Origin of the sequence: Morganella sp. HMSC11D09 (assembly GCF_001807955.1) — a bacterium.
Taxonomy (GTDB): Bacteria; Pseudomonadota; Gammaproteobacteria; order Enterobacterales; family Enterobacteriaceae; genus Morganella; species Morganella morganii.
In genome coordinates, this window is record NZ_KV791711.1 from 164,889 (window position 1) to 188,944 (window position 24,056).

Below are 24,056 nucleotides of genomic sequence, written 5' to 3' on the forward strand. Positions count from 1 at the left end.
CCTCAGTTAGCGCGCCCTCTGGCGAGCCATGCCACGCGGGAAAACATCCGGCGCAGCAACAGCGGGATAGAATCCACACCCCGGCTGGCCGCATTGTTGGCAATCGCAATCGCCAGATCCGGTTTTGAGGTGCGGTGAATCGCTTTGGTTATGACCCGGCGGGCCGGCATTTTTATATTTTCCGGAATATCCGCGACCTGGTGATACAGGCGGCTGAACCCCTCGCGATATAAGAAATGCTCCATATCCGGCGCGGGCAGACGGGTCAGTCTGTCCTGCTCGACATCATTGAGCCCCGATGAGAAGTGTGCGGCGGTGGCCGCGTATTTCTTACCGGCTTCGTCGCCGTCAACCAGCGTATGCCATTCTATACCCATTTTGTTGGCAAACTTTAACAAAGGTTTAAGACCGCACTGGGCAAACTCAATCACCTTGATCCCTTCGGTCTCAAAGTAATAATTACACTGTTTTGCCAGGTCGTTCATCAGCCAGATTTCCGTCTCTCCCTCCACCAGCAGCCAGCAGCGGGCAAACAGCGCCGACGGGCGGTTAAAGCGGATGTGGAATGAGATACGCCGCAGCTCTTCCGGTGACAGATGGTTTTCCCCCAGCCGGTAGGCGGCAACGCGGGTGGATTCCCGCACCAGGCGGCAGATATCATGAATCGGTACCAGTGAAAGCAGTTCACCGGAGTTGGTGGTGGTAATGCGCTGTAAGGAAAACAGATTGAGCAGCCCCCACGCCACCGACAACATGATCGGATGCAGGCGGGTTTCTGGGTCTTCCACGATAATGATCGGACGGGCATAGGGGTCGAGTTTCAGACCGCTGTTGGACTGGAGCAGTGCGGCAAACATACCGAGGATGATCAGCCGCACATTACGCTGGTTGGGGCCTGCCACCACGCGGTTAATCCCTTCCAGCGCCTGCCACGCCCGCTGGCGCGGTTCGATATTCAGCCGTTTGGCTTTACGGCGATCGAGCAGGTACTCCCCCTGCTCGGCAAAATAGTGGCTGAGCAGCTGTTTCATGGCCTCAAGGCCATCCTGCAAATCATCATTGGAGAGTGTCTGCGGGTTGCTTACCAGGGCTCGGGTCAGATCCGCCATCCGGTTATTGAAGGTCTCCGTTTGTGTGCGGAGATCATATTCCTCTTCCTCACAATCAGGCACATTTTTTCTCAGGCCGCGCATAAAGCGGGCATCCCGCAGACGCAGCACCGGATAGAGGCGGATAATCTCACTGATAAACTTATCAGTTTCCGCCGGCAGCAGCGGCTCGCCCGCCTCATCCAGAAAAGTGCGCTGACTGGTAATGGTGTTATCATCCGCCAGATCCGCGCTGACGCGGTAGTTGATCCGCAGATATTCATCCCCGTTAGTGCGCCACAGCGGTGCCAGCTCACGGAAACGGCGGGAGCGGGAACGTCCGGGCCGGGTTTCACGGAATGTCAGGACGATCTGTAAGTGACGGACAGGTCCGGCTTCACTGTCAGCAGCGTGATAAAAATCACTCAGAACAAATTTCGCATTCAGTGCCTGCGGTGACAGCGTCAGCGTCAGGGCATCCAGCAGGCTGGATTTCCCCCAGGCGTTCTCACCGATCAGTACCGTATTGCCGGTCAGAGGTAATGACAGGCGGTTAATACCGCGAAAACCCAGAATTTCCACTCTTTCCAGAATCATAGTTCCCTCACTGTTTGCCGGATACCGCCTGTTTTATGACAATACTGTCACAATAATGATCACAATAAAGTATTATCACAATGTAATAAATAAAAACGGTTTTGACTTATACTAAACACGAAAACAGAGGGATACGTAGCAATTATGGTGAGGATGCCGCTATAATCGCCTGCTTTTTAATCAGATACTGACACGAACATAAGTAAAGACGGCATTATTTTACGGAAACGACACACATGTATTCAGGGTTATTAATTATTCTCGCCCCGCTCATTGCGGGTTATCTCATCCCGGTCAGCAGCACGGCACTGAAAAAAATCATCGGTCGCGGTCTGAGCGCGATGGTGTATGTGATTCTGTTTCTGATGGGGATAAGCCTGGCGCTGGTGGAAAACCTCGGGGCGAATCTGCTGGTGATTGTGCAGTACACCCTGACCTTCTCCGTGGTGGTGCTGGGCTGTAACCTCGCCGGACTGTTTTTATACGGCAAAAAATACCCGTGGCAGGTTCCGGCTCACAAACAGCAAAAACCGCCTTCCCGCCTGCATATGGTGCTGGAATCCCTGCAACTGTGTGGTGTGCTGCTGGTTGGCTTTGCCACCGGGTTATTCGGCTGGTCGTTTCTCGCCTTTGCCGGCGCCGCCAGTGAATACGCACTGATTTTCCTGCTGTTTCTCGTCGGGATCCAGCTGCGCAACAGCGGCATGACGCTGCGCCAGATCCTGATCAACCGCCGCGGTATGCTGGTCTCGCTGATTGTAGTGGTCACCTCGCTGCTCGGAGGCGCACTCGCGGCACTGATTGCCGGGCTGCCGGTCAAAACCGGGATGGCGCTCTCCTCCGGCTTCGGCTGGTATTCGCTGTCCGGTATTCTGCTGACCGACGCTTTCGGTCCGGTGCTCGGCAGTGTCGGCTTCTTTAACGACCTGGCGCGGGAGATTGCCGCAATTATGCTGATCCCGCTGCTGATCAACCGCCACCGCGCCGCAGCACTCGGCCTCGGCGGTGCCACCACGATGGACTTTACCCTGCCGGTATTGCAGCGCAGCGGTGGTGTGTCGATTGTCCCGGCCGCGATTGTGCACGGCTTTGTCCTCAGTCTGTTTGCCCCGGTGCTGATAGCCCTGTTTACCTGAAGAGTGAAAACGTATGCCACAACAACGGATTTTAGTGCTGGGTGCCAGCGGTTATGTCGGACAGAATCTTATCCCGCAGCTGATTGCCGCCGGTCATCAGGTCACTGCCGCCGCCCGCCGGGTGGAGTGGATGCAGGCGCAGGGCTGGGAAAACACCCGCTGCTGCTATGCGGATCTGTATGATAAATCCACCCTGGAAACGCTGTTTCAGGACATTGATGTGGTGTATTACCTCGTCCACAGTATGACGGATGAGGATGATTTATTGGCACGGGAGCGCCTGGCGGCGGAAAACGTGCAGGAGATACTGAATAAATCTGCAGTGCGGGAAGTCATTTACCTGAGCGCCATGCAGCACAAAGACAGCGATTCCCCGCACCTCGCCGCCCGCAGGCTGACCGGTGAAATTCTCGCGGACAGCCGCGTGCCGGTCACCGAGATCCGCGCTGCCATTATTGTCGGTCCCGGCTCAGCGGCATTCGAAATCATGCGCGACATGGTGTACAACCTGCCGATCCTGACCCCGCCGCGCTGGGCCCGTTCAAAATCCTCGCCGGTGGCACTGGAAAACCTGCTGAATTACCTGACCGGCCTGCTCTCTCACCCTGCAACCGAAAACCGCCGTTTTGATGCCACGGGGCCGGATTACCTCAGCTATCTGGAGATGTTCCGCCACTTTATTACCATCAGCGGTAAAAAACGGCTGATGATCCCGCTGCCGATCCCGCTGCGGCTGATTTCAGTTCACTTTCTGCGGCTTATCACCACGGTGCCGGAAGGTATCGCCAAAGAGCTGATTATGGGGCTGAAATATGATCTGCCCGGCGACGGAAAACCGCTTCAGGCGCTGATCCCGCAGACGCTGCTCAGTTTTGATAATGCCGTACGCAAAACCCTTAAAGATGAAACGGATGCCGTGGATAATGAAGACTGGGGTTATGACCCGGAAGTCCGCGCCCGCTGGCGGCCGGGTTTCGGTTTCTATCCCAAACAGGCCGGTTTTACCCTGAATACCTCTGCCTCCGCCGATGCCCTGTGGCATGTTGTGCAGCAGATTGGCGGCAAAGACGGCTATTTTTACGCCAATATTCTGTGGTCAGTCCGCGCCCGGCTGGATGACCTGTGCGGTAATAAAATCACTTACGGCCGCCCGGATCGCGATACCCTCGAACCCGGGGATAAAATCGACGGCTGGAAAGTGATCACCGTGAAACCCCGGCAGCAGCTCTCCCTGCTGTTCGGCATGAAAGCCCCCGGGCTGGGACGGCTGACCTTTACCATCCGCGACCACGGCCACCAGCGGACGCTGGATGTCCGTGCCTGGTGGCATCCCGCCGGATTCAGCGGGCTGCTCTACTGGTTCGCCATGATGCCTGCTCATTTATTCATCTTTAAAGGAATGGCGAAAACCATCGTCAAACGGGCGGCAGCATACGTCATCCCGGCATCTGATAAGACATAATCACTCAGTAAAAGTCATTAGTTTGCTTTTTTAGTAGTTTTTTATGCAGAAATAATTGCATATTTATTCTTACGGCGTTAATATTCACTCAACGTCACTGAGTATGCAGAATTACAGCATGAGTATTCAATTAAAAAACATCAATTGCTTTTACGGACAGCATCAGGCGCTGTTTGATATCAACCTGGAATGTGGTGCAGGCGAAACCATGGTACTGCTCGGGCCGAGCGGCGCCGGTAAGAGTTCGCTGCTGCGGGCACTGAACCTGCTTGAAATGCCGCGTTCCGGTGAACTGACCATTGCGGATCACCATTTTGATTTTACCACCACGCCATCTGCCAAAGAGATCCGTTCCCTGCGTCAGAATGTCGGTATGGTGTTCCAGCAATATAACCTGTGGCCGCATCTGACTGTCATGGATAACCTGACAGAAGCACCGATCCGGGTGCTGGGTCTGACCAGAGAAGCGGCTCAGGCAAAAGCGGAAAAGCTGCTGACACGTCTGCGTCTGACCGATTTTGCAAACCGTTTCCCGCTGCATTTATCCGGCGGCCAGCAGCAGCGTGTGGCAATTGCCCGTGCCCTGATGATGGAGCCGCAGGTACTGTTATTCGATGAGCCGACAGCGGCACTGGACCCGGAGATTACCTCTCAGGTCGTCGATATTATTAAAGAGCTGTCACAGACCGGGATTACCCAGGTGATTGTGACTCACGAAGTGGATATCGCCCGTAAAACCGCCAGCAAGGTGGTGTATATGGAAAACGGCCGCATCGTGGAACAGGGCGGCGCCCAATGCTTTATCACGCCGCAGACAGAGGCATTTGCCGGTTATCTGTCACACTGATTATTTTCTGCCACTGAACATTAAAAATAGGATGTTGCTATGAAAAAACTGGTTATTGCCGCATTAATCGGCGCGTTTGCTTTCTCCGCAGCGGCGGCAGAAAAAGAAAAAATCCGTTTCGCGACAGAAGCGAGTTATGCCCCGTTTGAAACCGTGAATGAGAAAAACGAAATCGTCGGTTTTGATGTGGATCTGGCTCAGGCGATGTGTGCCAAAATCAATGCGGAATGCACCTTTACCAACCAGGCGTTTGACAGCCTGATCCCGAGCCTGAAATACAAGCGTTTTGACGCGCTGATGGCCGGAATTGACGTCACACCTGAGCGTCAGAAGCAGGTTGATTTCACCAATACCTATTATGATAACTCTGCTGTTTTCGTTGCAGTTGCGGGCAAATTTGATAGCATTGACAGCCTCAAAGGGAAACAGATTGGTATCCAGAACGGCACCACGCATCAGAAATACCTGATGGAGCAGTTTAAGGACATGAAAATTGTGCCTTATGAAAGCTACCAGAACGCGGTACTGGATCTGAAAGGCGGACGTATTGACGCCGTATTCGGTGACACAGCTGTTATCAATGAATGGCTGAAGAGCAACGACAATCTGAAAACCGTGGGTGAGCGCGTCACCGATCCGGAATATTTCGGCACCGGCCTGGCTATTGCGGTCCGCAAGGGCAACAGCGAGCTGAAAGACAAACTCAACAAGGCGCTTGGTGAGGTCAAAGCGGACGGTACTTACGATACCCTCTATAAGAAATGGTTTGAGTAATAACATAAAAAATTAATGAACGATTTTCTCTCTTTAGCAAGCGCCGCCGGGGTAACCGTCGGCCTTGCTGTTTCTGCACTTCTGATCGGTCTGGTGCTCGCGATGCTGTTTACCCTCTGGGAAACCGTGCGCTGGAAACCTGTCGCCTTTGCCGGAACCTGTCTTGTTACGCTTATCCGTGGTTTACCTGAGCTGCTGGTGGTCCTGTTTGTCTATTACGGCACACAGGAAGTGATTATTCAGCTGAGCGACGGTATCAATCTGGGCTTCTTCACCCTGACGCTTGAGATCGACAACGGTCCCTATGTGCCGATCTTCAGCGGTATCACCGCCCTGTCTCTGCTCTATGCGGCCTATGCGTCACAAACCCTGCGCGGCGCCCTGAAAGCGGTGCCGGACGGACAGCGGGAAGCAGGCCAGGCGCTTGGTCTGAGCCGCGCCACCATTTTCCTCCGCTTTGTTATGCCGCAGATGTGGCGGCATGCCCTGCCGGGGCTGGGTAACCAGTGGCTGGTTCTGCTGAAAGATACCGCGCTGGTCTATCTGATTGGTATTAACGAACTGATGCTGCAGACACAAAGCATTGCCCGCCGTACTGAAGAACCTTTCACCTGGTACAGCATCGTGGCGCTTATCTACCTCGTCATCACGCTGGTCAGTCAGTACATCCTCAAACGTATCGAACTGCGTACCACACGTTTTGAACGGAGCGGCCAATGAGCATATTTGATTATATTCTTGCCGTCTTACCGGGCCTGCCGGTCAGTCTGTCACTGACCTTTACCGCACTGATCACGGCGTTTCTGCTGTCAGTGCTGTTTACACTGGTACTCTCTCTCAAACCCCGGGTTCTGACGCCGCTGGTCAAAGGGTATATCACCCTGTTTACCGGGACGCCGCTGCTGGTCCAGTTTTTCCTGATTTATTTCGGGCCCGCGCAGTTTGAAGGGCTGAAAAACTATCCGCTGCTGTGGGAACTGATGTCCTCCCCGTGGCTCTGTGCCATGGTGACACTGGCGCTCAACAGTGCGGCTTATTCGACACTGCTGTTCTACGGTGCGGTAAAAGCAATTCCGAAAGGTCAGTGGCAGTCCTGTCAGGCGCTGGGAATGTCGCAGAAGCAGACCATGCGGATTATCCTGCCCTATGCCTTTAAACGTGCATTGTCGTCCTATTCCAACGAAGTGGTGCTGATTTTCAAAAGTACCTCACTGGCCACGACAATTTCACTGCTTGAAGTGATGGGTTACAGCCGCCGCCTGTTTGGTCAGGATTACGATCTGAACGTCTTTATTGCTGCGGGGATTATTTATCTGGCCGTCAACAGCCTGCTGACGCTGGCGATGCGTCTGATTGAACGCCGCGCACTGGCATTCGAACACCGTAACTGATCCGCTCATACAGAAACGGGGCTGACGTATACACGCAGCCCCGTTTTTTTTATTCTCTGATGATTATTTCCGGGTCAGCAGCACCAGCACTTCATAATGTGCGGTATGCGGGAACATATCAAACAGCTGCACGCGCTGCGGCTGATACTGTGTGAGATGCGCCAGGTCCTGTGCCAGGCTCTGTGCATTGCAACTGGAATAGATAATCGTCTCCGGTGCCATGGTATTAAGATAATCACACAGCGCTTTACCGATCCCCCGGCGCGGCGGGTTCACCAGCACCAGTTCCGGTACGGCGGATTTGCCGAGGGCAAACTGCGCGGAATCCAGCGCCTGAAAGGTGACATTCTCCAGCCCCATTTTTTCCGCTGAGCGGGTGGCGCAGGCTATCGCTTCCGGGCTGATTTCAATCCCGGTCAGTTGTGTGGATTTATCCGCACAGTGCAGGCCGAATCCCCCCGCACCGCAAAACAGATCCCATAAACGGGTGATCCCCAGCTCACGCACCCACTGTCCGGCGGTATGATACAACTGCGCGGCAACAGCCGGATTGGTCTGGAAGAAGCTGTGCGGACGGATATAGAGCGGAATGCCGTTGAAGGTCTCTTCCAGTACCTCATCCGGGGTAAAGATAATTTCCTGCTCACCTTCCAGAATCGCCATCGCGACCGGCTGGATATTAGCGGAAATCACCGATAACTGCGGCAGTTTCGCCTGCAAAAACGGCAGTGCCGCCTGTAATTGCGCCACTTTTTTCTCTGAGCGCAGCACAAAGCGCAGCATCATTTTACCGCTGGCGCGGCTTTCGGTCAGAAGCAGGAATTTCAGTTCGCCACGGCGGCGTTCCACATTGTACGGCGTGAGTCCGGCACGGGCGATAAAGGGCTTCAGTACGGCAAACACCTCGGCAAAATGCGGCGGATAGAGCGGGCAGTCCGATAAATCCACCGGTTCGTTATCCGTCACGATCCCGAACACCGGGCGCTCCACGCTGCCGCTGACCACCATCTTGGCTTTATTTCTGAACGCGGTTTCCGCGCTGCGGACCGGCGGCAGCCAGTTGTTAACGGCAAACGGCGAGAGCAGCGTGCGGAGATCCTGCTCTTTATCATCAATCTGCTGAATATAGGGTTTTTCAAGCCACTGACAGGAACGGCAGCGGCCGGCGGAATACTGAGGGCAATGCATGATGGTGTCCCGGATATCGAAAGTGGTACGGATAATCAGTGGATCACCGGAGAAGGAACGGAATCAGCGCGGAAGCTTTCTTCATCTTCCGGTTCCGCATCATTCGGATCAAACAGCATATTGTTACTGAACAGCTCAAAAATCACTGCACCGACCTGCTCTTCCATCAGTTGCAGGGAGAGAGAGAACTGCTCAAATGTCAGCCCGGCACTGAGCGGCAGCGAGTAACAGACCACCAGCTTCGGCATGGCGGAATCCTGAATATCCATAAAGGTTTTGACCAGCAGCGAGCTGGCGTTGATCTGGCTCAGGTTGGCAATCAGCGGGACAATCGCGGTCGGGCGGACTTCCGCCAGCGCCGAGAACACCAGCATATCGTCAAGGATATCAATTTTGGCATCAAATACACCGTCCACATTTTGCATATGCGGCAGATGCAGTGCCTGACAGGAATCACACTCAAAACAGGAGAGTTTCATCTGATCCAGCCATGTGCGTAATATCGTGAGATCGGGAATGATCATGAACCTGAAACCTTTTAACCGGAAAAACAAAAGTACAGCGGGGAAAACCGTCACCCGCAGACCAATGACGGATCTTAGCTGAAAAACGTGAAGGGGAATAACGTTTTATTGCTTTTTTTCATTTTTCTTCTGCCGGGTCTTTTTGTCTGCCCCGCTTTTGCTGTCAATACCCACGGACGGCATGGCGCTGATGGCCCGCCAGACAATATTGATTGCCGCCGGTACCAGACATCCCAGGCCGGCAAACGCCATCACCATCAGGGCATTTTTGCTGCTCATAAATCCGGGCAGCGAAATAAAATCATTCACCGCCAGATAGACCAGCACCAGTAATATCACACCGATGACCTCACAGATAATTACCGGGCGCGGCATATCCCCTAATGAACGCATTTGTCGCGGCTGTTTTCTGGTCATTTTATCCTCTGTGATTCTGCCTTTTATGTCCGCACTGCGGATAGTCACTGAACCATTGGTGCGGACTACCGCACAAATCGTCACAACATTCTTTTCTATCCGTTATGATACAGGCATAATTTATCCCATTAAAGCACCACTTCCGGTGTTACTGATGAATGAAGGAGCTTTTCATGTATACCGTTATTTTTGGCCGTCCGGGTTGTCCTTATTGTGTTCGTGCGAAAGAACTCGCAGAAAAACTGAAAAATGAGCGTGATGACTTCGATTATCGCTATATTGATATTCACGCTGAAGGCATCAGCAAAGAAGATTTATCTGTCACTGTCGGCAAACCGGTTGAAACGGTTCCTCAGATTTTTATCGATGAAAAGCACATCGGTGGCTGCACTGATTTCGAAGCTTACGCGAAAGCCAATCTTGGTCTGTTCAGCTAAGCTATCCAGCCGTTTCCCGCCCGGGAAGCGGCTTATTTATTCCTCCCTATCCCGCTGATTTTCAACACCAAAAAATTATTTTCATTTTTTTGAATCTTTTTTCGAACTTTCTTACCGGGGCGCAGTCTGAATAAGTGCCACTGCTTTTCTTTGAATATCCCCAAGATTGAGGAAGCCCGATAGTCACCAATTTGGTTTTAACTATCGGGTTTTTTATTGCCTGCTGTTTATCCCGCCTGTTGTTATTTCAGATTTTGTCAGTTTTCTGCAATGTTACGTAATAGCACGATTAACCAAGACATTTTTACTTTACCTTGATGCACAAGACGGCTACCCTGACCCGTCATTTTATTACCGGGTATATACAGGTATGTTTTTTAAGGAGTCTGCTGTGCTGGAAAATCTGAATCATTCGCTTTTTCTCCTGATTAATGCCACGCCGGAAACGTCTCATGCCATGATTATTGCCGCCACTTTCGCGGCTAAATATCTGGTTCTGCTGTTTCCGGTTGTCGCCGCAGGGTTCTGGCTGCGGGGAACACCGGAGAATATGGTCCGCCAGCGCCGCGCTGTCTGCAAAAGTGCCATTGCTCTGCTGATTGGTTTCGCGGCCTCCTGGATTATCGGCACACTCTGGCCGCATGCCCGTCCGTTTGCCGAACCGTTCGGCCACAGTTTCCTTGATCACGCACCGACGGCCTCATTCCCGAGCAACCACGGCATTATCGTGTTTACCTTTGCACTGGGCTGCCTGTTCTGGTGCAATGTCCGTGCAGGATTGCTGCTGATGATCCCGGCACTGATTGTTGTTTGGTCGCGGGTTTTCCTCGGCGTTCACTGGCCGGTGGATATGCTGGGTGCCTTTATCACTGTGCTGATTGCCTGTGCGCTGACAGAGCTGCTCTGGAGCCTGTTCGGCCCGGCACTGCAAAACCGGCTGCAGGTGCTCTACCGGCACTGTTTTGCCATGCCTATCCGTAAAGGCTGGGTGCAGGGATAACAATACAAAGGTAAATCAAACAATACCGGCCGTGTGCCGGTATTTATTTAACATTTCTGTTTTATTCTTCATCAATATCACTCAGGCTACTTAATTCGCGATTAAAAAAATTATTTTAATCATCAGGGATATACAATGGGCTCATTATATAATCCCTGTTTTATACTATCGGATTCCCCGCATTCTCTCTTAATCACCACAAACTCAAAAGCACAGTAATTTATCGTTAAAAAACAATGAATAACATAATTATTCATATTCCTGAAATGATTTTCACCCAGTGATAAACGTTTTTATCTCTGTTCTGTAATAATGCGATATTGTGCAGCACATATACTAATTCACATCTGAATAAATAAATTTGTTTAAATAAAAAACAGGCGAAAACGATATTATTGCAGAATATCTGCTCTCCTATGCCGTTTCGGCATACATCATTCCTCAAAAACCGATTAACATCATTATTAAATGTTGCAACATAACCACTTTTAATGATATTTATAGCAATTGAGATACAGATCACAGCGTTTTTCACTATAAAACGGTACATTTTCACTACAAAAAGATAGTTATCAATCTCAGATTCTTTTGAATATGAATTAATGCAGAGACCTTATTTGCCCGGTGCAGATATCAGGTCGCTGCTGTTTATTATTTTTACCGGTAAGCAATTACAGGTAATTTTCCCGTTTTACTTATTTTTATCCGGTTGCGTACATAGACCCTGCTTCAGAGACACATTTTGTGCACAGCTCACCGTGCAATTTTTCGTTGTTATTTGTTGCAAATTTGGAGACATCTATGGAAACAACACATCCGCAGGCTGTGGTCAGCAAGACTGACACCGGCAATGATTACCGCAAATGGCGTAAATCCGATACCGTCTGGATGCTCGGACTGTACGGTACCGCCATCGGGGCCGGTATCCTGTTTCTGCCGATTAACGCCGGTATCGGCGGGCTGCTTCCGCTTATCATCATGGCGGTACTGGCCTTCCCGATGACCTTTTTCGCGCACCGTGGTATGTGCCGCTTTATATTGTCCGGTAAAAATCCGGGTGAAGATATTACTGAAGTGGTGGAAGAGCATTTCGGCGCCAAAGCCGGCGGCCTTATCACCCTGCTCTATTTCTTTGCTATCTATCCGATCCTGCTGGTCTACAGTGTGGCAATCACCAACACCGTGGAAAGCTTTATCGTTAACCAGATGCATATGACGGCGCCGCCGCGCATTATTCTGTCACTGGTACTGATTATCGGAATTATGTGTATTATCCGCTTCGGTGAAGCCGCGATTGTCAAAGCGATGAGTGTGCTGGTATTCCCGTTTGTGGCCGTTCTTATGGTGCTGGCGCTGTATCTGATCCCGCACTGGAATACCGCAATATTTGATACGCTCTCTTTCAGCAGCCACTCTGCCGCTGATACCGGACGCGGTCTGATGGTCACGCTGTGGCTGGCGATTCCGGTGATGGTATTTTCGTTCAACCATTCTCCGATTATTTCAGCATTCAGTGTCGCAAAACGTCAGGAATATGGTGATAACGCAGAGAAAAAATGCTCCCGCATTCTGGCATGCGCCCACATTATGATGGTACTGACAGTGATGTTCTTTGTGTTCAGTTGTGTACTGAGCCTCTCCCCGCAGAATCTGCAGGAAGCAAAAGATCAGAACATCTCCATTCTGTCTTACCTGGCAAACTTCTTCCATAATCCGATGATTGCCTATATCGCACCGTTAGTCGCCTTTATTGCGATCACCAACGCGTTCCTGGGTCACTATATGGGTGCCCGTGAAGGCTTTAATGGTCTGGTTAACAAAGCACTGCGCGCCAAAGGTAAAAGCATTGCACCGTCTAAGCTGAATAAACTGACTGCACTGTTTATGCTGGTGACCTCCTGGATTGTTGCCACACTGGACCCGAGCATCCTGGGCATGATTGAAACCCTGGGCGGCCCGATCATCGCCATGCTGCTGTTTATCATGCCGATGTACGCTATCCGCAAAGTCCCTGCGATGCGTAAATATGCCGGTCACCTGAGCAACCTGTTTGTGGTTGTGATCGGTCTCATTGCCATTTCAGCAGTGTTTTACAATCTGTATCAGCTGTTTTTTGGCTGATAAATACATGACTGTTGCCCTCTCCGGCGGGCAACCTGCCGGGTTCTGTTGGTACCGGCGCGATACCGGCCTGCACGCCGGTATTTTTTTATCGCTGTTTTATTTCTGCCGCCGGCGATTTTTTTAACCGCATTTTTCACTGCCGGCAGTATTATTTTTGTTCACAGAATATTATTCTGGTATTTATTTAACATTTCTGTTTTATATGACACCAGTATCACGCAAGTGACTTAATTCGTGATTAAAATAATTATTTTAATCATCTGAGACAGACAATGTGATCATTATATAAAGCCATATTTTATACTGCCTGCCTTTCAACATACTTCCGGTACAGTCACATACTTAATCAGAAAATATTTTTTACATTAAAAACAACAGATAACACAAATAAACCATACTTTAAACAGGGTCTTTAATCCTGTAAAAATCAGGCTTGCCACTATTTTTAAATAATGCGGTTTGTGCGGGTGATATATTTATTAATATATGAATAAATTAATTTAATTAAATAAAATACAGACAAAAACCGCATTATTACAGAGCACACAATCCCTCTATGCCGTTTCGGCATACTCCATTCCGTAAACCCGGATTAACAATTTTATCAAATCTTGCAACAGAGCCTGTTTTACTGTGATTTATAGCATTTGAGACTGTGATCACGGTGTTTTCCACTGAAAAACAGTATATTTTCACCATCAGAAAGAGAGTTATCAATTTCGGGTACTTTTGAATATGAATTAATGCAGAGACCTTTATTTATCCATTACAGATATCAGGTCGCTGCTGTTTATTATTTTTACCGGTAAGCAATTGCCGGTGACTTTTTAGCTTTACTTATTTTTTATCTGGTTACGTACATAGACCCTATTTCAGAGACGAATAAATGCACAGATCAGCGTGCAAAATTTTAATTGTTGTTATTGTTGTACATTTTGGAGACTTCTATGGATACAACACAACCGCAGGTTGTGGTCAGCAAGACTGACACCAGCAATGATTATCGCAAATGGCGTAAGTCCGATACCGTCTGGATGCTCGGACTGTACGGTACCGCTATCGGTGCAGGCGTACTGTTTCTGCCGATTAACGCCGGTATCGGCGGGCTGATCCCGCTTATCATCATGGCCGTGCTGGCCTTCCCGATGACCTTTTTCGCACACCGCGGTATGTGCCGCTTCGTGCTGTCCGGTAAAAATCCGGGCGAAGATATTACTGAAGTGGTGGAAGAGCATTTCGGCGCCAAAGCCGGCGGCCTTATCACCCTGCTCTATTTCTTTGCTATCTATCCGATCCTGCTGGTCTACAGTGTGGCAATCACCAACACCGTGGAAAGCTTTATCGTTAACCAGATGCATATGACGGCGCCGCCGCGCATTATTCTGTCACTGGTACTGATTATCGGAATTATGTGTATTATCCGCTTCGGTGAAGCCGCGATTGTCAAAGCCATGAGCGTGCTGGTATTCCCGTTTGTGGCGGTTCTGATGGTGCTGGCGCTGTATCTGATCCCGCACTGGAGCACTGATGTATTCAAAACCCTCACTTTCGACAGCAATACGGCCAGTGTCACCGGTCATGGTCTGCTGATAACGCTGTGGCTGGCGATTCCGGTAATGGTGTTCTCCTTTAACCATTCCCCGATTATCTCTGCCTTTGCTGTCGCCAAGCGTGAAGAGTACGGCGAAAATGCGGAGAAAAAATGCTCCCGCATTCTGGCGTACGCTCACATTATGATGGTACTGACTGTGATGTTCTTTGTGTTCAGCTGCGTGCTGAGCCTCTCCCCGCAGAACCTGCAGGAAGCAAAAGATCAGAACATCTCTATTCTGTCTTACCTGGCAAACCACTTCCAGAACCCGATGATTGCCTATATCGCACCATTCATCGCGTTTATTGCTATCACCAAATCATTCCTGGGTCACTACCTGGGTGCCCGTGAAGGCTTTAACGGTCTGGTTAACAAAGCATTACGCGCCAAGGGCAAAAGCATTGCACCGTCTAAACTGAATAAACTGACTGCACTGTTTATGCTGGTAACCACCTGGATTGTTGCCACATTAGACCCGAGCATTCTGGGTATGATTGAAACCCTGGGCGGCCCGATCATCGCTATGCTGCTGTTTATCATGCCGATGTATGCCATCCGCAAAGTACCTGCGATGCGCAAATATGCCGGTCACCTGAGTAATCTGTTTGTGGTTGTGATGGGTCTCATTGCAATTTCAGCGGTGTTCTACAATCTGTATCAGCTGTTTTTTGGTTAATAAATAAATGACTGTTGCCCTCTCCGGCGGGCAACAGCAACAACAATAATCAGCCGGAACTGAAAAGTAACGGCTTCGTGAATCTTCACGACACTATTAATCCACGCCTTAACATAGGGGGCGAGCAATATGGTCAGTGTATTTGACATCTTCAAAATTGGTATTGGTCCGTCGAGTTCTCACACGGTCGGTCCGATGAAAGCAGGTAAACAGTTCGCTGATGATCTTATCGCGGCCGGACTGCTGGAAAAAACCACCCGCATTCAGGTTGATGTGTACGGCTCTCTGTCTCTGACAGGGAAAGGTCACGCAACAGATATCGCTATCATTATGGGTCTTGCGGGTAACCTGCCGGATTCTGTTGATATTGACGCGATACCGGGCTTTATCAGGGATGTTGAAGAACGTGAACGCCTTTTGCTGGCAAACCAACGCCATGAAGTGGATTTCCCGCGCGATAACGGGATGAACTTCCATAAAGAAAACCTGCCGCTGCATGAAAACGGCATGTCCATCAGCGCATTCGCCGGTGATGAATTACTGTACAAGAAAACCTATTACTCCGTCGGCGGTGGTTTTATCGTCGATGAAGAGCATTTTGGCCAGGCTGCGGACAGCGAAACCAAAGTGCCTTATCCGTACCAGTATGCAGCTGATCTGCAGAAACACTGCAATGAAACCGGGCTGTCTCTGTCAGCACTGGTTATGCAGAATGAACTGGCGCTACACAGCAAGGAAGAGCTTTCTGCTCACCTGGCGGCAGTCTGGGACGTGATGAAAGCCGGTATCGAGCGTGGTGTGAACACCGAAGGTCTGCTGCCGGGGCCGCTGCGTGTACCACGCCGTGCCGCTGCACTGCGCCGTCAGCTGGTTACCAGTGATAACACCTCCACTGACCCGATGCAGGTTGTTGACTGGATCAACATGTTTGCCCTCGCCGTTAACGAAGAAAACGCCGCCGGCGGCCGTGTTGTTACCGCACCAACCAACGGTGCCTGCGGGATCATCCCGGCAGTACTGTCGTATTACGATAAATTCATCCGTCCGGTGAATGAAAACGCCTATACCCGCTATTTCCTGGTATCCAGCGTGATCGGTTCACTGTACAAAATGAACGCCTCTATTTCCGGTGCGGAAGTGGGTTGTCAGGGTGAAGTCGGTGTTGCCTGTTCCATGGCTGCGGCCGGCCTGACCGAACTGCTGGGCGGCAGCCCGATGCAGGTCTTTATCGCGGCGGAAATCGCGATGGAACACAACCTCGGTCTGACCTGTGACCCGGTCGCCGGGCAGGTACAGGTACCGTGCATCGAGCGTAACGCCATTGCCGCTGTTCAGTCTGTCAACGCCGCCCGTATGGCGCTGCGCCGTGTCAGCGAACCGCGCGTTTGTCTCGATAAAGTTATCGAAACCATGTATGAAACCGGTAAAGATATGAACGCCAAATACCGCGAAACCTCACAGGGCGGCCTGGCAATCAAAGTGATCCCGTGTGACTGATTAACCCCGATCCCCGGAAAGTCAAAAAACCCCCGCAATCTGCATTGCGGGGGTTTTTCATATCAGGACATCAGCAGCAGTGTTTTGGGTCCGAACCCGAACAGCCCGGCCACCAGGGTGTCCGGATAGTGCTGAACCGCAATATTGTACTGAAGTACCGCCTCATTAAAGGCGCGGATACCGGGATTCAGTGCATCCTCAACATCACAGATCCCCAGCTGAATACGGACAAACTGCGGATCCGCAATCAGCACCGGGAATGTCTCTGTCAGCGTCATAATATGATAAAAAGCACTGCTGATATCATTTGCGGCACTGACACTCTCATCCAGTGTCGCCGCCTCTGTATAGCGCGGATACGCATCCTGCCAGGAATAAAACAGCGTTGCATCCCGGATACCGGCTTTTTCCGTCATATCCACCAGCTGGCCGATCCTCTCCGCCCGCTGATGCAGCATGCCGTCAATCGCCGCATAAGCTTCGGTGATTGGTGCCTGAAGGCGGTTTATCCGGAGATATACCCGCCGGATCCATACAATTCCGGCCACGGCAATGACCAGTGCGATAAACACAATTGTCCCCATATCTTTAATCCTTTATTGACCGGTGTGTAAAAATACCGGTCCTTTTTTATAAAAAAATCCGATATCAGGATGTAATATCGGATCTTATACGGATTTCAACAGGGTAATTCAGCAGACAGCATGATAAATTGCCGCCTGAAAGGGGAATAACCTTATAAATACAGCCCGCTTAACCGAAGACGGAATGCCACAGTCCGGCAAAGAAGCGGACAATATAATCCCAGATACGGCCGAAGAAACCGGCTTCCTCAACCTGCTGCTGAACTACCAGCGGACGCTGTTCAACGACTTTATCATCAAGGATAAAGTTGATTTTCCCGACCACCTGGTTTTTCGCCAGCGGCGCTTCCAGCGTGGTGCTGTCCAGCTCAAAGGTCGCTTTCAGATCTTTGAGTTTGCCTTTCGGGATAGTGACATAAATGTCTTTTTCCGCGCCCAGCGGCACTTCTGAAATATCCCCGAACCAGACGCGCTCAGTGGTCAGCGGGGTATCGGCTTTCACCGGTGCCACGGTTTCAAAGAAACGGAAGCCCCAGGAAAGGATTTTTTCGCTTTCGGCAAAGCGGACACGGTCACTCGGTGCACCCAGCACCACAGAAATCAGACGCATCGGGCCGTCGGTCGCGGAAGCCACCAGGTTATGTCCCGCTCCGCTGGTGTGACCGGTTTTTACACCATCCACATTCAGATTAGTGCTCCACAACAGGCGGTTGCGGTTCGGCTGACGGATCTTATTGAAGGTAAATTCTTTCTCTTTATGGATAACATATTCATCCGGCACATCGGTGATCAGCGCCTGGGTCAGCAGAGCCATATCTTTGGCGGTACTGTACTGCCCTTCGGAATCCAGCCCGTGAACCGTTTTAAAATGGGTATTTGTCAGGCCAATCTGTTTGGCATAACTGTTCATCTGCGAAACAAAGGTTTCCTGGCTGCCCGCGACATATTCCGCCAGCGCAATACTGGCGTCATTGCCGGACTGAATAACCATCCCTTTGTTCAGATCGATTAATTTTACGCGGTCATCGGGCTTGAGGAACATCAGGGAAGAGCCTTTCAGCACCGGGTTACCGGTTGCCCAGGCATTGATGCCGACGGTGACGATATCATCCGGTGTCACTTTTCCGGCTTTAATCGCCTGTCCGACCACATAACTGCTCATAATTTTTGTCAGTGACGCCGGGTCAAGGCGCTCATCCGCATTCGCGGATGCCAGGATTTTCCCGCTGTTGTAGTCCATCAGCACATACGCTTTTGCATCCACCTGCGGTGCAACCGGTGTTTCCTCCGCAAACGCGTGGCCGATGCTTAAGAATCCGAAAGCAAGCCCGCCGATTAAACCGGTTACCCGTGAACTGATTACTGTCTGCATTACTCTTCCCTCTTTAAACCCGGTACATCGTGACAAAAATAAGAGTGATAACTCTGTGATAATGAATACTATATTCATTTCATGAATGGTAAGCCAATGACACTTTAACGCGATTCTTCCTGTTACGGGGATTTCGTGTAAAAATTTACACTTCATGACACAAAATAACCGACAATACGCACACGTCATCGCATATCTATCAACAGGAGTCACTATGATAACCGTCTGGGGCAGAAAAAACTCGTCTAACGTCAAGAAAGTCTTATGGTGTCTGACTGAACTGGGGCTGACTTATCAGCAGAAAGATGCGGGCGGGCCGTTCGGCGGTCTCGATACCCCGGAATACCTCGCCATGAACCCGAATAAAACTATTCCGACCTATCAGGACGGTGAATTTATTCTCTGGGAATCCAATGCCATTCTCAGTTATCTGGCGGATAAATATGATGACGGCACACTGCTGCCGCACAATGCGGAATTTCGCGCCCGGGCGGCACAATGGATGTACTGGTCAGACGGCAGTCTGTTCCCGTATATCAAAGCGATGATGGGACTGCTGGTCAGAACTCCGGCAGAGCAGCGCGATCCGGCGCGGGTGGAGGAGCTGAAACAATCTCTGAATCGCCTGATTGCCATGCTCAATGATGACCTTGCACAGCGTGATTATATCGCCGGTGATACCTTCAGTATCGCGGATATGGCACTGGCGCCGCTGCTCTATCCGTGGCGGGAAGTGTGTCATGACCGACCGGACTTCCCGCATATCGAGCGCTGGTTTGCACTGATTGAAACCCGCCCGGCGTACCGCGATATCGTGGCACTGCCGGTCAGTTAATACTTACTCCGTCATCGGCATCCGGCCGGGATCAGGGTACTGATACTCAAAGCCCAGTTCCCGGCAGATGCGGCTGCCGTCAATCTCTTTTCCTTCAGTGATATCTTCTTCTCTGAACACCGGCGGCAGCAAATTAATCTGACGGGACATATCCGGATAAAATTCAGCCCGTGACGGGTGCTGCGGCGCACACAGATTATACAGATGACCGCCGTGCGGACGCTGGATCAGCAAACGGATCGCGGCAATCACATCATCCTGATGCACCAGATTGACCGGCTGATTCGCCCCTTTCACCGCCGTTTTACCCGCAAGGAAACGCCCTGCATGACGGGATTCCCCCACCAGCCCGGCCAGACGCAGAATATCCGCTGAAACACCCGGCAGCTCATTCAGCCAGTGTTCAATCTCAACAATCGCTTTGGCGGATTCTGTCACCGGATCGACCGGCGAGTTCTCTGTCAGCTTACCGGTCTGATTACCGTAAACCGCTGTTGAACCGGTAAAAATTACCCGCGACACGCCGCGCGCCGCCGCCAGATCCACCAGATTCTGCACCGCCTTCACATACAGATAACCACCGCTCGCAGTTCTTGATGCCGGCAGTGTGATCACCAGAATATCTGTCTGCAAAAAGGCATCCAGATCATCAGCGTTACATTCCGGCTCTGGTGTCAGATTCAGCATATAACACTCAATACCGCACATCCTCGCCGCCTCTGTGCCGTCCGGCGTGGTTTTGGTACCTTTGACACGGATACCGATATCCGCAAGATGCAGTGCCAGCGGCATTCCCAGCCAGCCCAGCCCCGCGATGGAAACTGTTTTCATCGTGCATGACCTCTCTGTGGCTTATTTTTCTTTAATTTCAGTAAATTATCTTAATTTCTGTTTTCTTTGCAAAAAAGGGTTGCAAAGTCCGGGTGAGTTCTATAGGTTGAAAGACAAGCAATTTATAAACATCGTTATCACCATAATGACAACATTATCCGTGATAGCAACAGGCAGATAAACGACGAGAGATTATCATGACACGCATCCAGTTCAGCCATCACCACCACCATCACCCTGACTAGTCTTTCAGGCGATTGGTGCCGGAAGACGTTCAGAGCTTCCGGTGGCATGCGTGCTAAGAGAGAACCCCCGGAAGAATCTTTTTTCCGGGGGTTTTTTTATACCTAAAGAATTATAAAATCAAAGGATAATCAAAATGTTAGATAAAACGCGCTTACGGATAGCCATTCAGAAATCAGGTCGCTTAAGTGAAGACTCCCGCGAGTTGCTCGCGCGCTGCGGCATAAAAATCAACTTACAACAGCAGCGCCTGATTGCTTACGCAGAGAATATGCCGATTGATATCCTGCGGGTCCGTGATGACGATATTCCCGGTCTGGTGATGGACGGCGTGGTTGACCTCGGTATCATCGGCGAAAACGTACTGGAAGAAGAGTTATTAAGCCGTCAGGCACAGGGACAAAACCCGCGTTACTTCACGCTGCGCCGCCTGGATTTCGGTACCTGCCGCCTTTCGCTGGCCGCCCCGGTGGATTTCAGCTACAGCGGCGCGGAATGTCTTCAGGACAGCCGTATCGCAACCTCCTACCCGTTCCTGCTCAAACGTTATCTTGATCAGAAAGGTATCCGCTTTAAATCCTGTCTGCTAAACGGCTCGGTGGAAGTGGCACCGCGCGCCGGTCTGGCCGATGCCATCTGTGACCTGGTCTCCACCGGTGCCACGCTGGAAGCCAACGGTCTGCGCGAAGTGGAAGTGATTTACCGCTCCAAAGCCTGCCTGATTCAGCGCGACGGTGACATGCCGCCCGCTAAACAGCAGCTTATCGACAGAATGATGACCCGTATCCAGGGTGTTATCCAGGCACGTGAATCCAAATACATCATGATGCACGCCCCGTCAGAACGTCTGGACGAAGTGATCGCCCTGCTGCCGGGCGCAGAGCGTCCGACCCTGCTGCCGCTGGCCGGTGAGCCGGATCTGGTGGCGATGCACATGGTCAGCAGCGAAACCCTGTTCTGGGAAACCATGGAGAAACTGAAAGCCCTCGGTTGCAGCTCCATTCTGGTTCTGCCGATTGAAAAAATGATGGAGTGATGACAATGACCGCAATGACCTTTAATACCTTGATCCGCTGGGAAAACCTTGATGCACAACAGCAGGCGGATGCCCTGATGCGCCCGGCGATGGCGGCATCCGGTGATATCAGCCGCGTTGTCAGTGACATCATCCGCGATGTGCGGGAAAACGGCGATGATGCCCTGCGCGCGCTGAGTGCCCGCTTTGACAAAACACAGGTGACAGAACTGCAAATCAGTGCTGCGGAGATTGCCGCCGCCGCTGACCGACTGCCGGATTCGCTGAAATCCGCCATGGCGACTGCGAAAGCTAATATCACCCGCTTTCACGAGGCGCAGATCCCGGATGTGATTGATGTGGAAACCCAGCCCGGCGTCAGCTGCCAGCTGGTGACCCGTCCGGTGGACAGTGTCGGGCTGTATATCCCGGGCGGCAGCGCGCCGCTGATTTCCACTGTCCTGATGCTGGCTGTCCCGGCAAAAATCGCCGGTTGCCGCCGGATCATCCTCTGCTCGCCGCCGCCGGTGGCCGATGAAATTTTATATGCTGCGCAACTTTGCGGTGTGGAGACCATTTATCAGGTGGGCGGTGCCCAGGCAATTGCCGCGATGGCATTCGGCACAGAAACCATTCCCGCCACCGACAAAATTTTCGGGCCGGGCAACGCCTATGTGACCGAAGCGAAACGTCAGGTCAGCCAGACTATCGGCGGTGCAGCCATTGATATGCCTGCCGGGCCTTCTGAAGTACTGGTGATCGCCGACAGCGGTGCCAACCCGGCCTTTGTCGCAGCAGACCTGCTCTCCCAGGCCGAACACGGCCCTGATTCTCAGGTGGTGCTGGTCACCCCGGATGAAGCAATGGCACAGCGCGTGGTAGCGGAAACCAATTCACAACTGGAATTATTATCACGCAAAGAGATTGCCCGTCAGGCCCTGTCCGCCAGCCGCATTATTATTGCCCGCGACCTGGACACCTGTGTGGCGATCAGCAATCAGTACGGTCCGGAGCACTTAATTATCCAGACCCGCGACCCTGATGCCCTGCTGCCTGCTATCAACAGTGCCGGTTCCGTGTTCCTCGGTGACTGGTCGCCGGAATCGGCGGGTGATTATGCCTCCGGCACCAACCATGTTCTGCCAACTTACGGTTATACCTCGACCTATTCCAGCCTCGGACTGGCGGATTTTATGAAACGGATGACCGTGCAGAAGCTGACCCCGGCCGGGTTATCCGGTCTGGCAGACGCGATTGAAACCCTGGCGGCGGCAGAACTGCTCACCGCGCACAAAAATGCCGTGACACTGCGGATGAATGCCCTGAAAGCGGAGGAGAACAACCGATGAACAAATCATTCAGCGCGATGGCACTGGCCCGCGAAAATGTGCAGTTACTGACGCCGTATCAGTCAGCACGCCGTCTCGGCGGTAACGGGGATGTCTGGCTGAACGCCAACGAATACCCGCAGGCACCGGATTTCACCTTTACGGAACGCAACCTGAACCGCTATCCGGAGTGCCAGCCTGCGAATGTGATCAACCGTTATGCGGCTTACGCCGGTGTCAGCCCGGAGCAGGTTATCGCGGGGCGCGGCGCGGATGAAAGCATCGAATTACTGATCCGCGCCTTCTGTGAGCCGGGGAAAGATGCGGTGCTGTTCTGCCCGCCGACCTACGGCATGTACAGTGTCAGTGCGGAAACTTTTGGTATCGCACAGAAAGTGGTGCCGTCACTCGATGGCTGGCAGCTGGATCTGGACAGCATTGCCGCCAGTCTCAGCGGCGTGAAAGTGATTTATGTCTGCCACCCGAACAACCCGACCGGTAACCCGATCCGCGAGCAGGATCTGCGTTATCTGTTTGATATCGTGGATAACCGCGCACTGATTGTGGTCGATGAGGCGTATATCGAGTTCTGCCCGGAGTTCAGCGTGGCATCGTGGCTGAAAGAATACCCGAACCTGGTGATCCTGCGCACGCTCTCCAAAGCCTTTGCGCTCGCCGGGCTGCGCTGCGGCTTCACACTGGCTTCTGCGGATATTATTAACGTACTGATGAAAGTGATCGCGCCCTATCCGCTGTCATCCCCGGTAGCAGCCATTGCTGCCGAAGCCCTGCTGCCGGAAGGCATTGCCGTAATGCAGGAGCGCGTTACCGAAATCTGCCGCAACCGGCAGATGCTGTGTGATGAGCTGCAAAAGCTGCCGCTGACGGAAACCGTTTTCCCGAGCAAAACCAACTACATTCTGGTGCGTTTCCGTGATGCGGAACGGGTTTTCCGCAGCCTGTGGGATGAGGGAATTATTTTACGTGACCAGCGCAAACAACGCGGGCTGGAAAACTGTCTGCGCATTACTGTCGGCACCCGGGCGGAATGCCTGCGGGTGATCGCCGCTATCGCCGCGCTTGAAATGCCATAATCTGA

At 51.8% G+C, this 24,056-nt stretch carries 23 protein-coding genes and 1 other annotated feature; of the genes, 16 read left to right on the forward strand and 7 right to left on the reverse strand.

Features of this window, described 5'->3' with window-relative positions; translation table 11 throughout:
- Nucleotides 1-2 precede the first annotated feature (2 nt).
- Nucleotides 3-1,685 (reverse strand): ATP-dependent nuclease, encoded by a 1,683-nt coding sequence (locus HMPREF3119_RS16310; RefSeq protein ID WP_004241747.1) that lies wholly within the window; start codon nt 1,683-1,685, stop codon nt 3-5.
- Nucleotides 1,686-1,921: 236 nt separating this feature from the next.
- On the opposite strand from HMPREF3119_RS16310, the gene HMPREF3119_RS16315 reads away from it, so the two are divergent.
- The 6 genes from HMPREF3119_RS16315 (at nt 1,922) to artM (ending at nt 7,295) form a co-directional block, all read left to right on the forward strand.
- The gene (locus tag HMPREF3119_RS16315) at nt 1,922-2,821 is read left to right on the forward strand and encodes a LysO family transporter (protein ID WP_004241746.1); all 900 of its coding nucleotides are present in this window, start codon (nt 1,922-1,924) and stop codon (nt 2,819-2,821) included.
- Between the two features lie 13 nt (nt 2,822-2,834).
- Nucleotides 2,835-4,283 carry a DUF2867 domain-containing protein gene (locus HMPREF3119_RS16320; protein ID WP_070580320.1) on the forward strand — a complete coding sequence of 483 codons (1,449 nt, stop codon included), beginning with the start codon at nt 2,835-2,837 and terminating at the stop codon, nt 4,281-4,283.
- A 118-nt stretch (nt 4,284-4,401) separates the two neighbouring features.
- Nucleotides 4,402-5,130 carry an arginine ABC transporter ATP-binding protein ArtP gene (artP, locus tag HMPREF3119_RS16325; RefSeq protein WP_024474069.1) on the forward strand — a complete coding sequence of 243 codons (729 nt, stop codon included), beginning with the start codon at nt 4,402-4,404 and terminating at the stop codon, nt 5,128-5,130.
- Between the two features lie 39 nt (nt 5,131-5,169).
- Entirely contained in the window at nt 5,170-5,904 is a 735-nt protein-coding gene (artJ, locus tag HMPREF3119_RS16330; protein ID WP_004235790.1) for an arginine ABC transporter substrate-binding protein, read from the forward strand.
- Between the two features lie 15 nt (nt 5,905-5,919).
- Complete coding sequence (gene artQ / locus HMPREF3119_RS16335) at nt 5,920-6,624, forward strand: arginine ABC transporter permease ArtQ (protein WP_070580322.1); 705 nt, start codon at nt 5,920-5,922, stop codon at nt 6,622-6,624.
- A 2-nt stretch (nt 6,625-6,626) separates the two neighbouring features.
- Complete coding sequence (gene artM / locus HMPREF3119_RS16340) at nt 6,627-7,295, forward strand: arginine ABC transporter permease ArtM (protein ID WP_032098908.1); 669 nt, start codon at nt 6,627-6,629, stop codon at nt 7,293-7,295.
- A gap of 63 nt (nt 7,296-7,358) precedes the next feature.
- On the opposite strand, the gene rlmC is transcribed toward artM, so the two are convergent.
- The 3 genes from rlmC to HMPREF3119_RS16355 all read right to left on the reverse strand — a co-directional run bounded on the left by rlmC (nt 7,359) and on the right by HMPREF3119_RS16355 (nt 9,424).
- Nucleotides 7,359-8,483, reverse strand: a complete 1,125-nt coding sequence (gene rlmC / locus HMPREF3119_RS16345) for a 23S rRNA (uracil(747)-C(5))-methyltransferase RlmC (protein WP_004235787.1) — start codon at nt 8,481-8,483, stop codon at nt 7,359-7,361.
- Between the two features lie 35 nt (nt 8,484-8,518).
- Nucleotides 8,519-9,007 carry a type III secretion system chaperone family protein gene (locus HMPREF3119_RS16350; RefSeq protein ID WP_004235786.1) on the reverse strand — a complete coding sequence of 163 codons (489 nt, stop codon included), beginning with the start codon at nt 9,005-9,007 and terminating at the stop codon, nt 8,519-8,521.
- Nucleotides 9,008-9,112: 105 nt separating this feature from the next.
- A complete protein-coding gene (locus tag HMPREF3119_RS16355) occupies nt 9,113-9,424 on the reverse strand; it encodes a YbjC family protein (protein ID WP_046024373.1) in 312 nt (103 codons plus the stop codon).
- Between the two features lie 173 nt (nt 9,425-9,597).
- On the opposite strand from HMPREF3119_RS16355, the gene HMPREF3119_RS16360 reads away from it, so the two are divergent.
- The 5 genes from HMPREF3119_RS16360 to HMPREF3119_RS16385 all read left to right on the forward strand — a co-directional run bounded on the left by HMPREF3119_RS16360 (nt 9,598) and on the right by HMPREF3119_RS16385 (nt 16,749).
- Complete coding sequence (locus HMPREF3119_RS16360) at nt 9,598-9,861, forward strand: GrxA family glutaredoxin (RefSeq protein ID WP_004235784.1); 264 nt, start codon at nt 9,598-9,600, stop codon at nt 9,859-9,861.
- A gap of 391 nt (nt 9,862-10,252) precedes the next feature.
- Complete coding sequence (ybjG, locus tag HMPREF3119_RS16365) at nt 10,253-10,861, forward strand: undecaprenyl-diphosphate phosphatase (protein ID WP_004241735.1); 609 nt, start codon at nt 10,253-10,255, stop codon at nt 10,859-10,861.
- An 801-nt stretch (nt 10,862-11,662) separates the two neighbouring features.
- A complete protein-coding gene (locus tag HMPREF3119_RS16370) occupies nt 11,663-12,982 on the forward strand; it encodes an HAAAP family serine/threonine permease (RefSeq protein WP_070580324.1) in 1,320 nt (439 codons plus the stop codon).
- A 950-nt stretch (nt 12,983-13,932) separates the two neighbouring features.
- A complete protein-coding gene (locus HMPREF3119_RS16380; RefSeq protein WP_015422568.1) occupies nt 13,933-15,252 on the forward strand; it encodes an HAAAP family serine/threonine permease in 1,320 nt (439 codons plus the stop codon).
- 129 nt (nt 15,253-15,381) lie between these two features.
- Nucleotides 15,382-16,749 (forward strand): L-serine ammonia-lyase, encoded by a 1,368-nt coding sequence (locus tag HMPREF3119_RS16385; RefSeq protein ID WP_015422567.1) that lies wholly within the window; start codon nt 15,382-15,384, stop codon nt 16,747-16,749.
- A 62-nt stretch (nt 16,750-16,811) separates the two neighbouring features.
- Here HMPREF3119_RS16385 and HMPREF3119_RS16390 read toward each other — a convergent pair whose 3' ends face one another.
- Both HMPREF3119_RS16390 and HMPREF3119_RS16395 read right to left on the reverse strand, forming a co-directional pair.
- A complete protein-coding gene (locus HMPREF3119_RS16390) occupies nt 16,812-17,333 on the reverse strand; it encodes a LemA family protein (protein WP_004235777.1) in 522 nt (173 codons plus the stop codon).
- Nucleotides 17,334-17,502: 169 nt separating this feature from the next.
- A complete protein-coding gene (locus HMPREF3119_RS16395) occupies nt 17,503-18,705 on the reverse strand; it encodes a serine hydrolase (RefSeq protein ID WP_004235775.1) in 1,203 nt (400 codons plus the stop codon).
- Nucleotides 18,706-18,919: 214 nt separating this feature from the next.
- Here HMPREF3119_RS16395 and HMPREF3119_RS16400 point away from each other — a divergent pair, with 214 nt between their 5' ends.
- Nucleotides 18,920-19,540: a glutathione S-transferase family protein gene (locus HMPREF3119_RS16400; RefSeq protein ID WP_036417023.1), complete on the forward strand. Its 621-nt coding sequence runs from the start codon at nt 18,920-18,922 to the stop codon at nt 19,538-19,540.
- 3 nt (nt 19,541-19,543) lie between these two features.
- Here the strand turns inward: HMPREF3119_RS16400 and HMPREF3119_RS16405 are convergent, their stop codons facing one another.
- The gene (locus HMPREF3119_RS16405; protein ID WP_049246915.1) at nt 19,544-20,371 is read right to left on the reverse strand and encodes an SDR family oxidoreductase; all 828 of its coding nucleotides are present in this window, start codon (nt 20,369-20,371) and stop codon (nt 19,544-19,546) included.
- Nucleotides 20,372-20,568: 197 nt separating this feature from the next.
- Here HMPREF3119_RS16405 and hisL point away from each other — a divergent pair, with 197 nt between their 5' ends.
- The 4 genes from hisL (at nt 20,569) to hisC (ending at nt 24,051) form a co-directional block, all read left to right on the forward strand.
- Complete coding sequence (gene hisL / locus HMPREF3119_RS19200; protein ID WP_101495319.1) at nt 20,569-20,616, forward strand: his operon leader peptide; 48 nt, start codon at nt 20,569-20,571, stop codon at nt 20,614-20,616.
- Nucleotides 20,592-20,716 (forward strand) — a sequence feature (His leader region). Its footprint overlaps the gene before it by 25 nt.
- Nucleotides 20,717-20,750: 34 nt before the next feature.
- On the forward strand, nt 20,751-21,650 hold the full coding sequence (gene hisG, locus HMPREF3119_RS16410) for an ATP phosphoribosyltransferase (RefSeq protein WP_004241717.1): 900 nt from the start codon (nt 20,751-20,753) through the stop codon (nt 21,648-21,650).
- 14 nt (nt 21,651-21,664) lie between these two features.
- Nucleotides 21,665-22,978, forward strand: a complete 1,314-nt coding sequence (gene hisD / locus HMPREF3119_RS16415) for a histidinol dehydrogenase (RefSeq protein WP_032098906.1) — start codon at nt 21,665-21,667, stop codon at nt 22,976-22,978.
- Entirely contained in the window at nt 22,975-24,051 is a 1,077-nt protein-coding gene (gene hisC / locus HMPREF3119_RS16420) for a histidinol-phosphate transaminase (protein WP_070580326.1), read from the forward strand. The genes hisD and hisC overlap by 4 nt, the downstream gene beginning before the upstream one ends.
- Nucleotides 24,052-24,056: the final 5 nt, after the last annotated feature.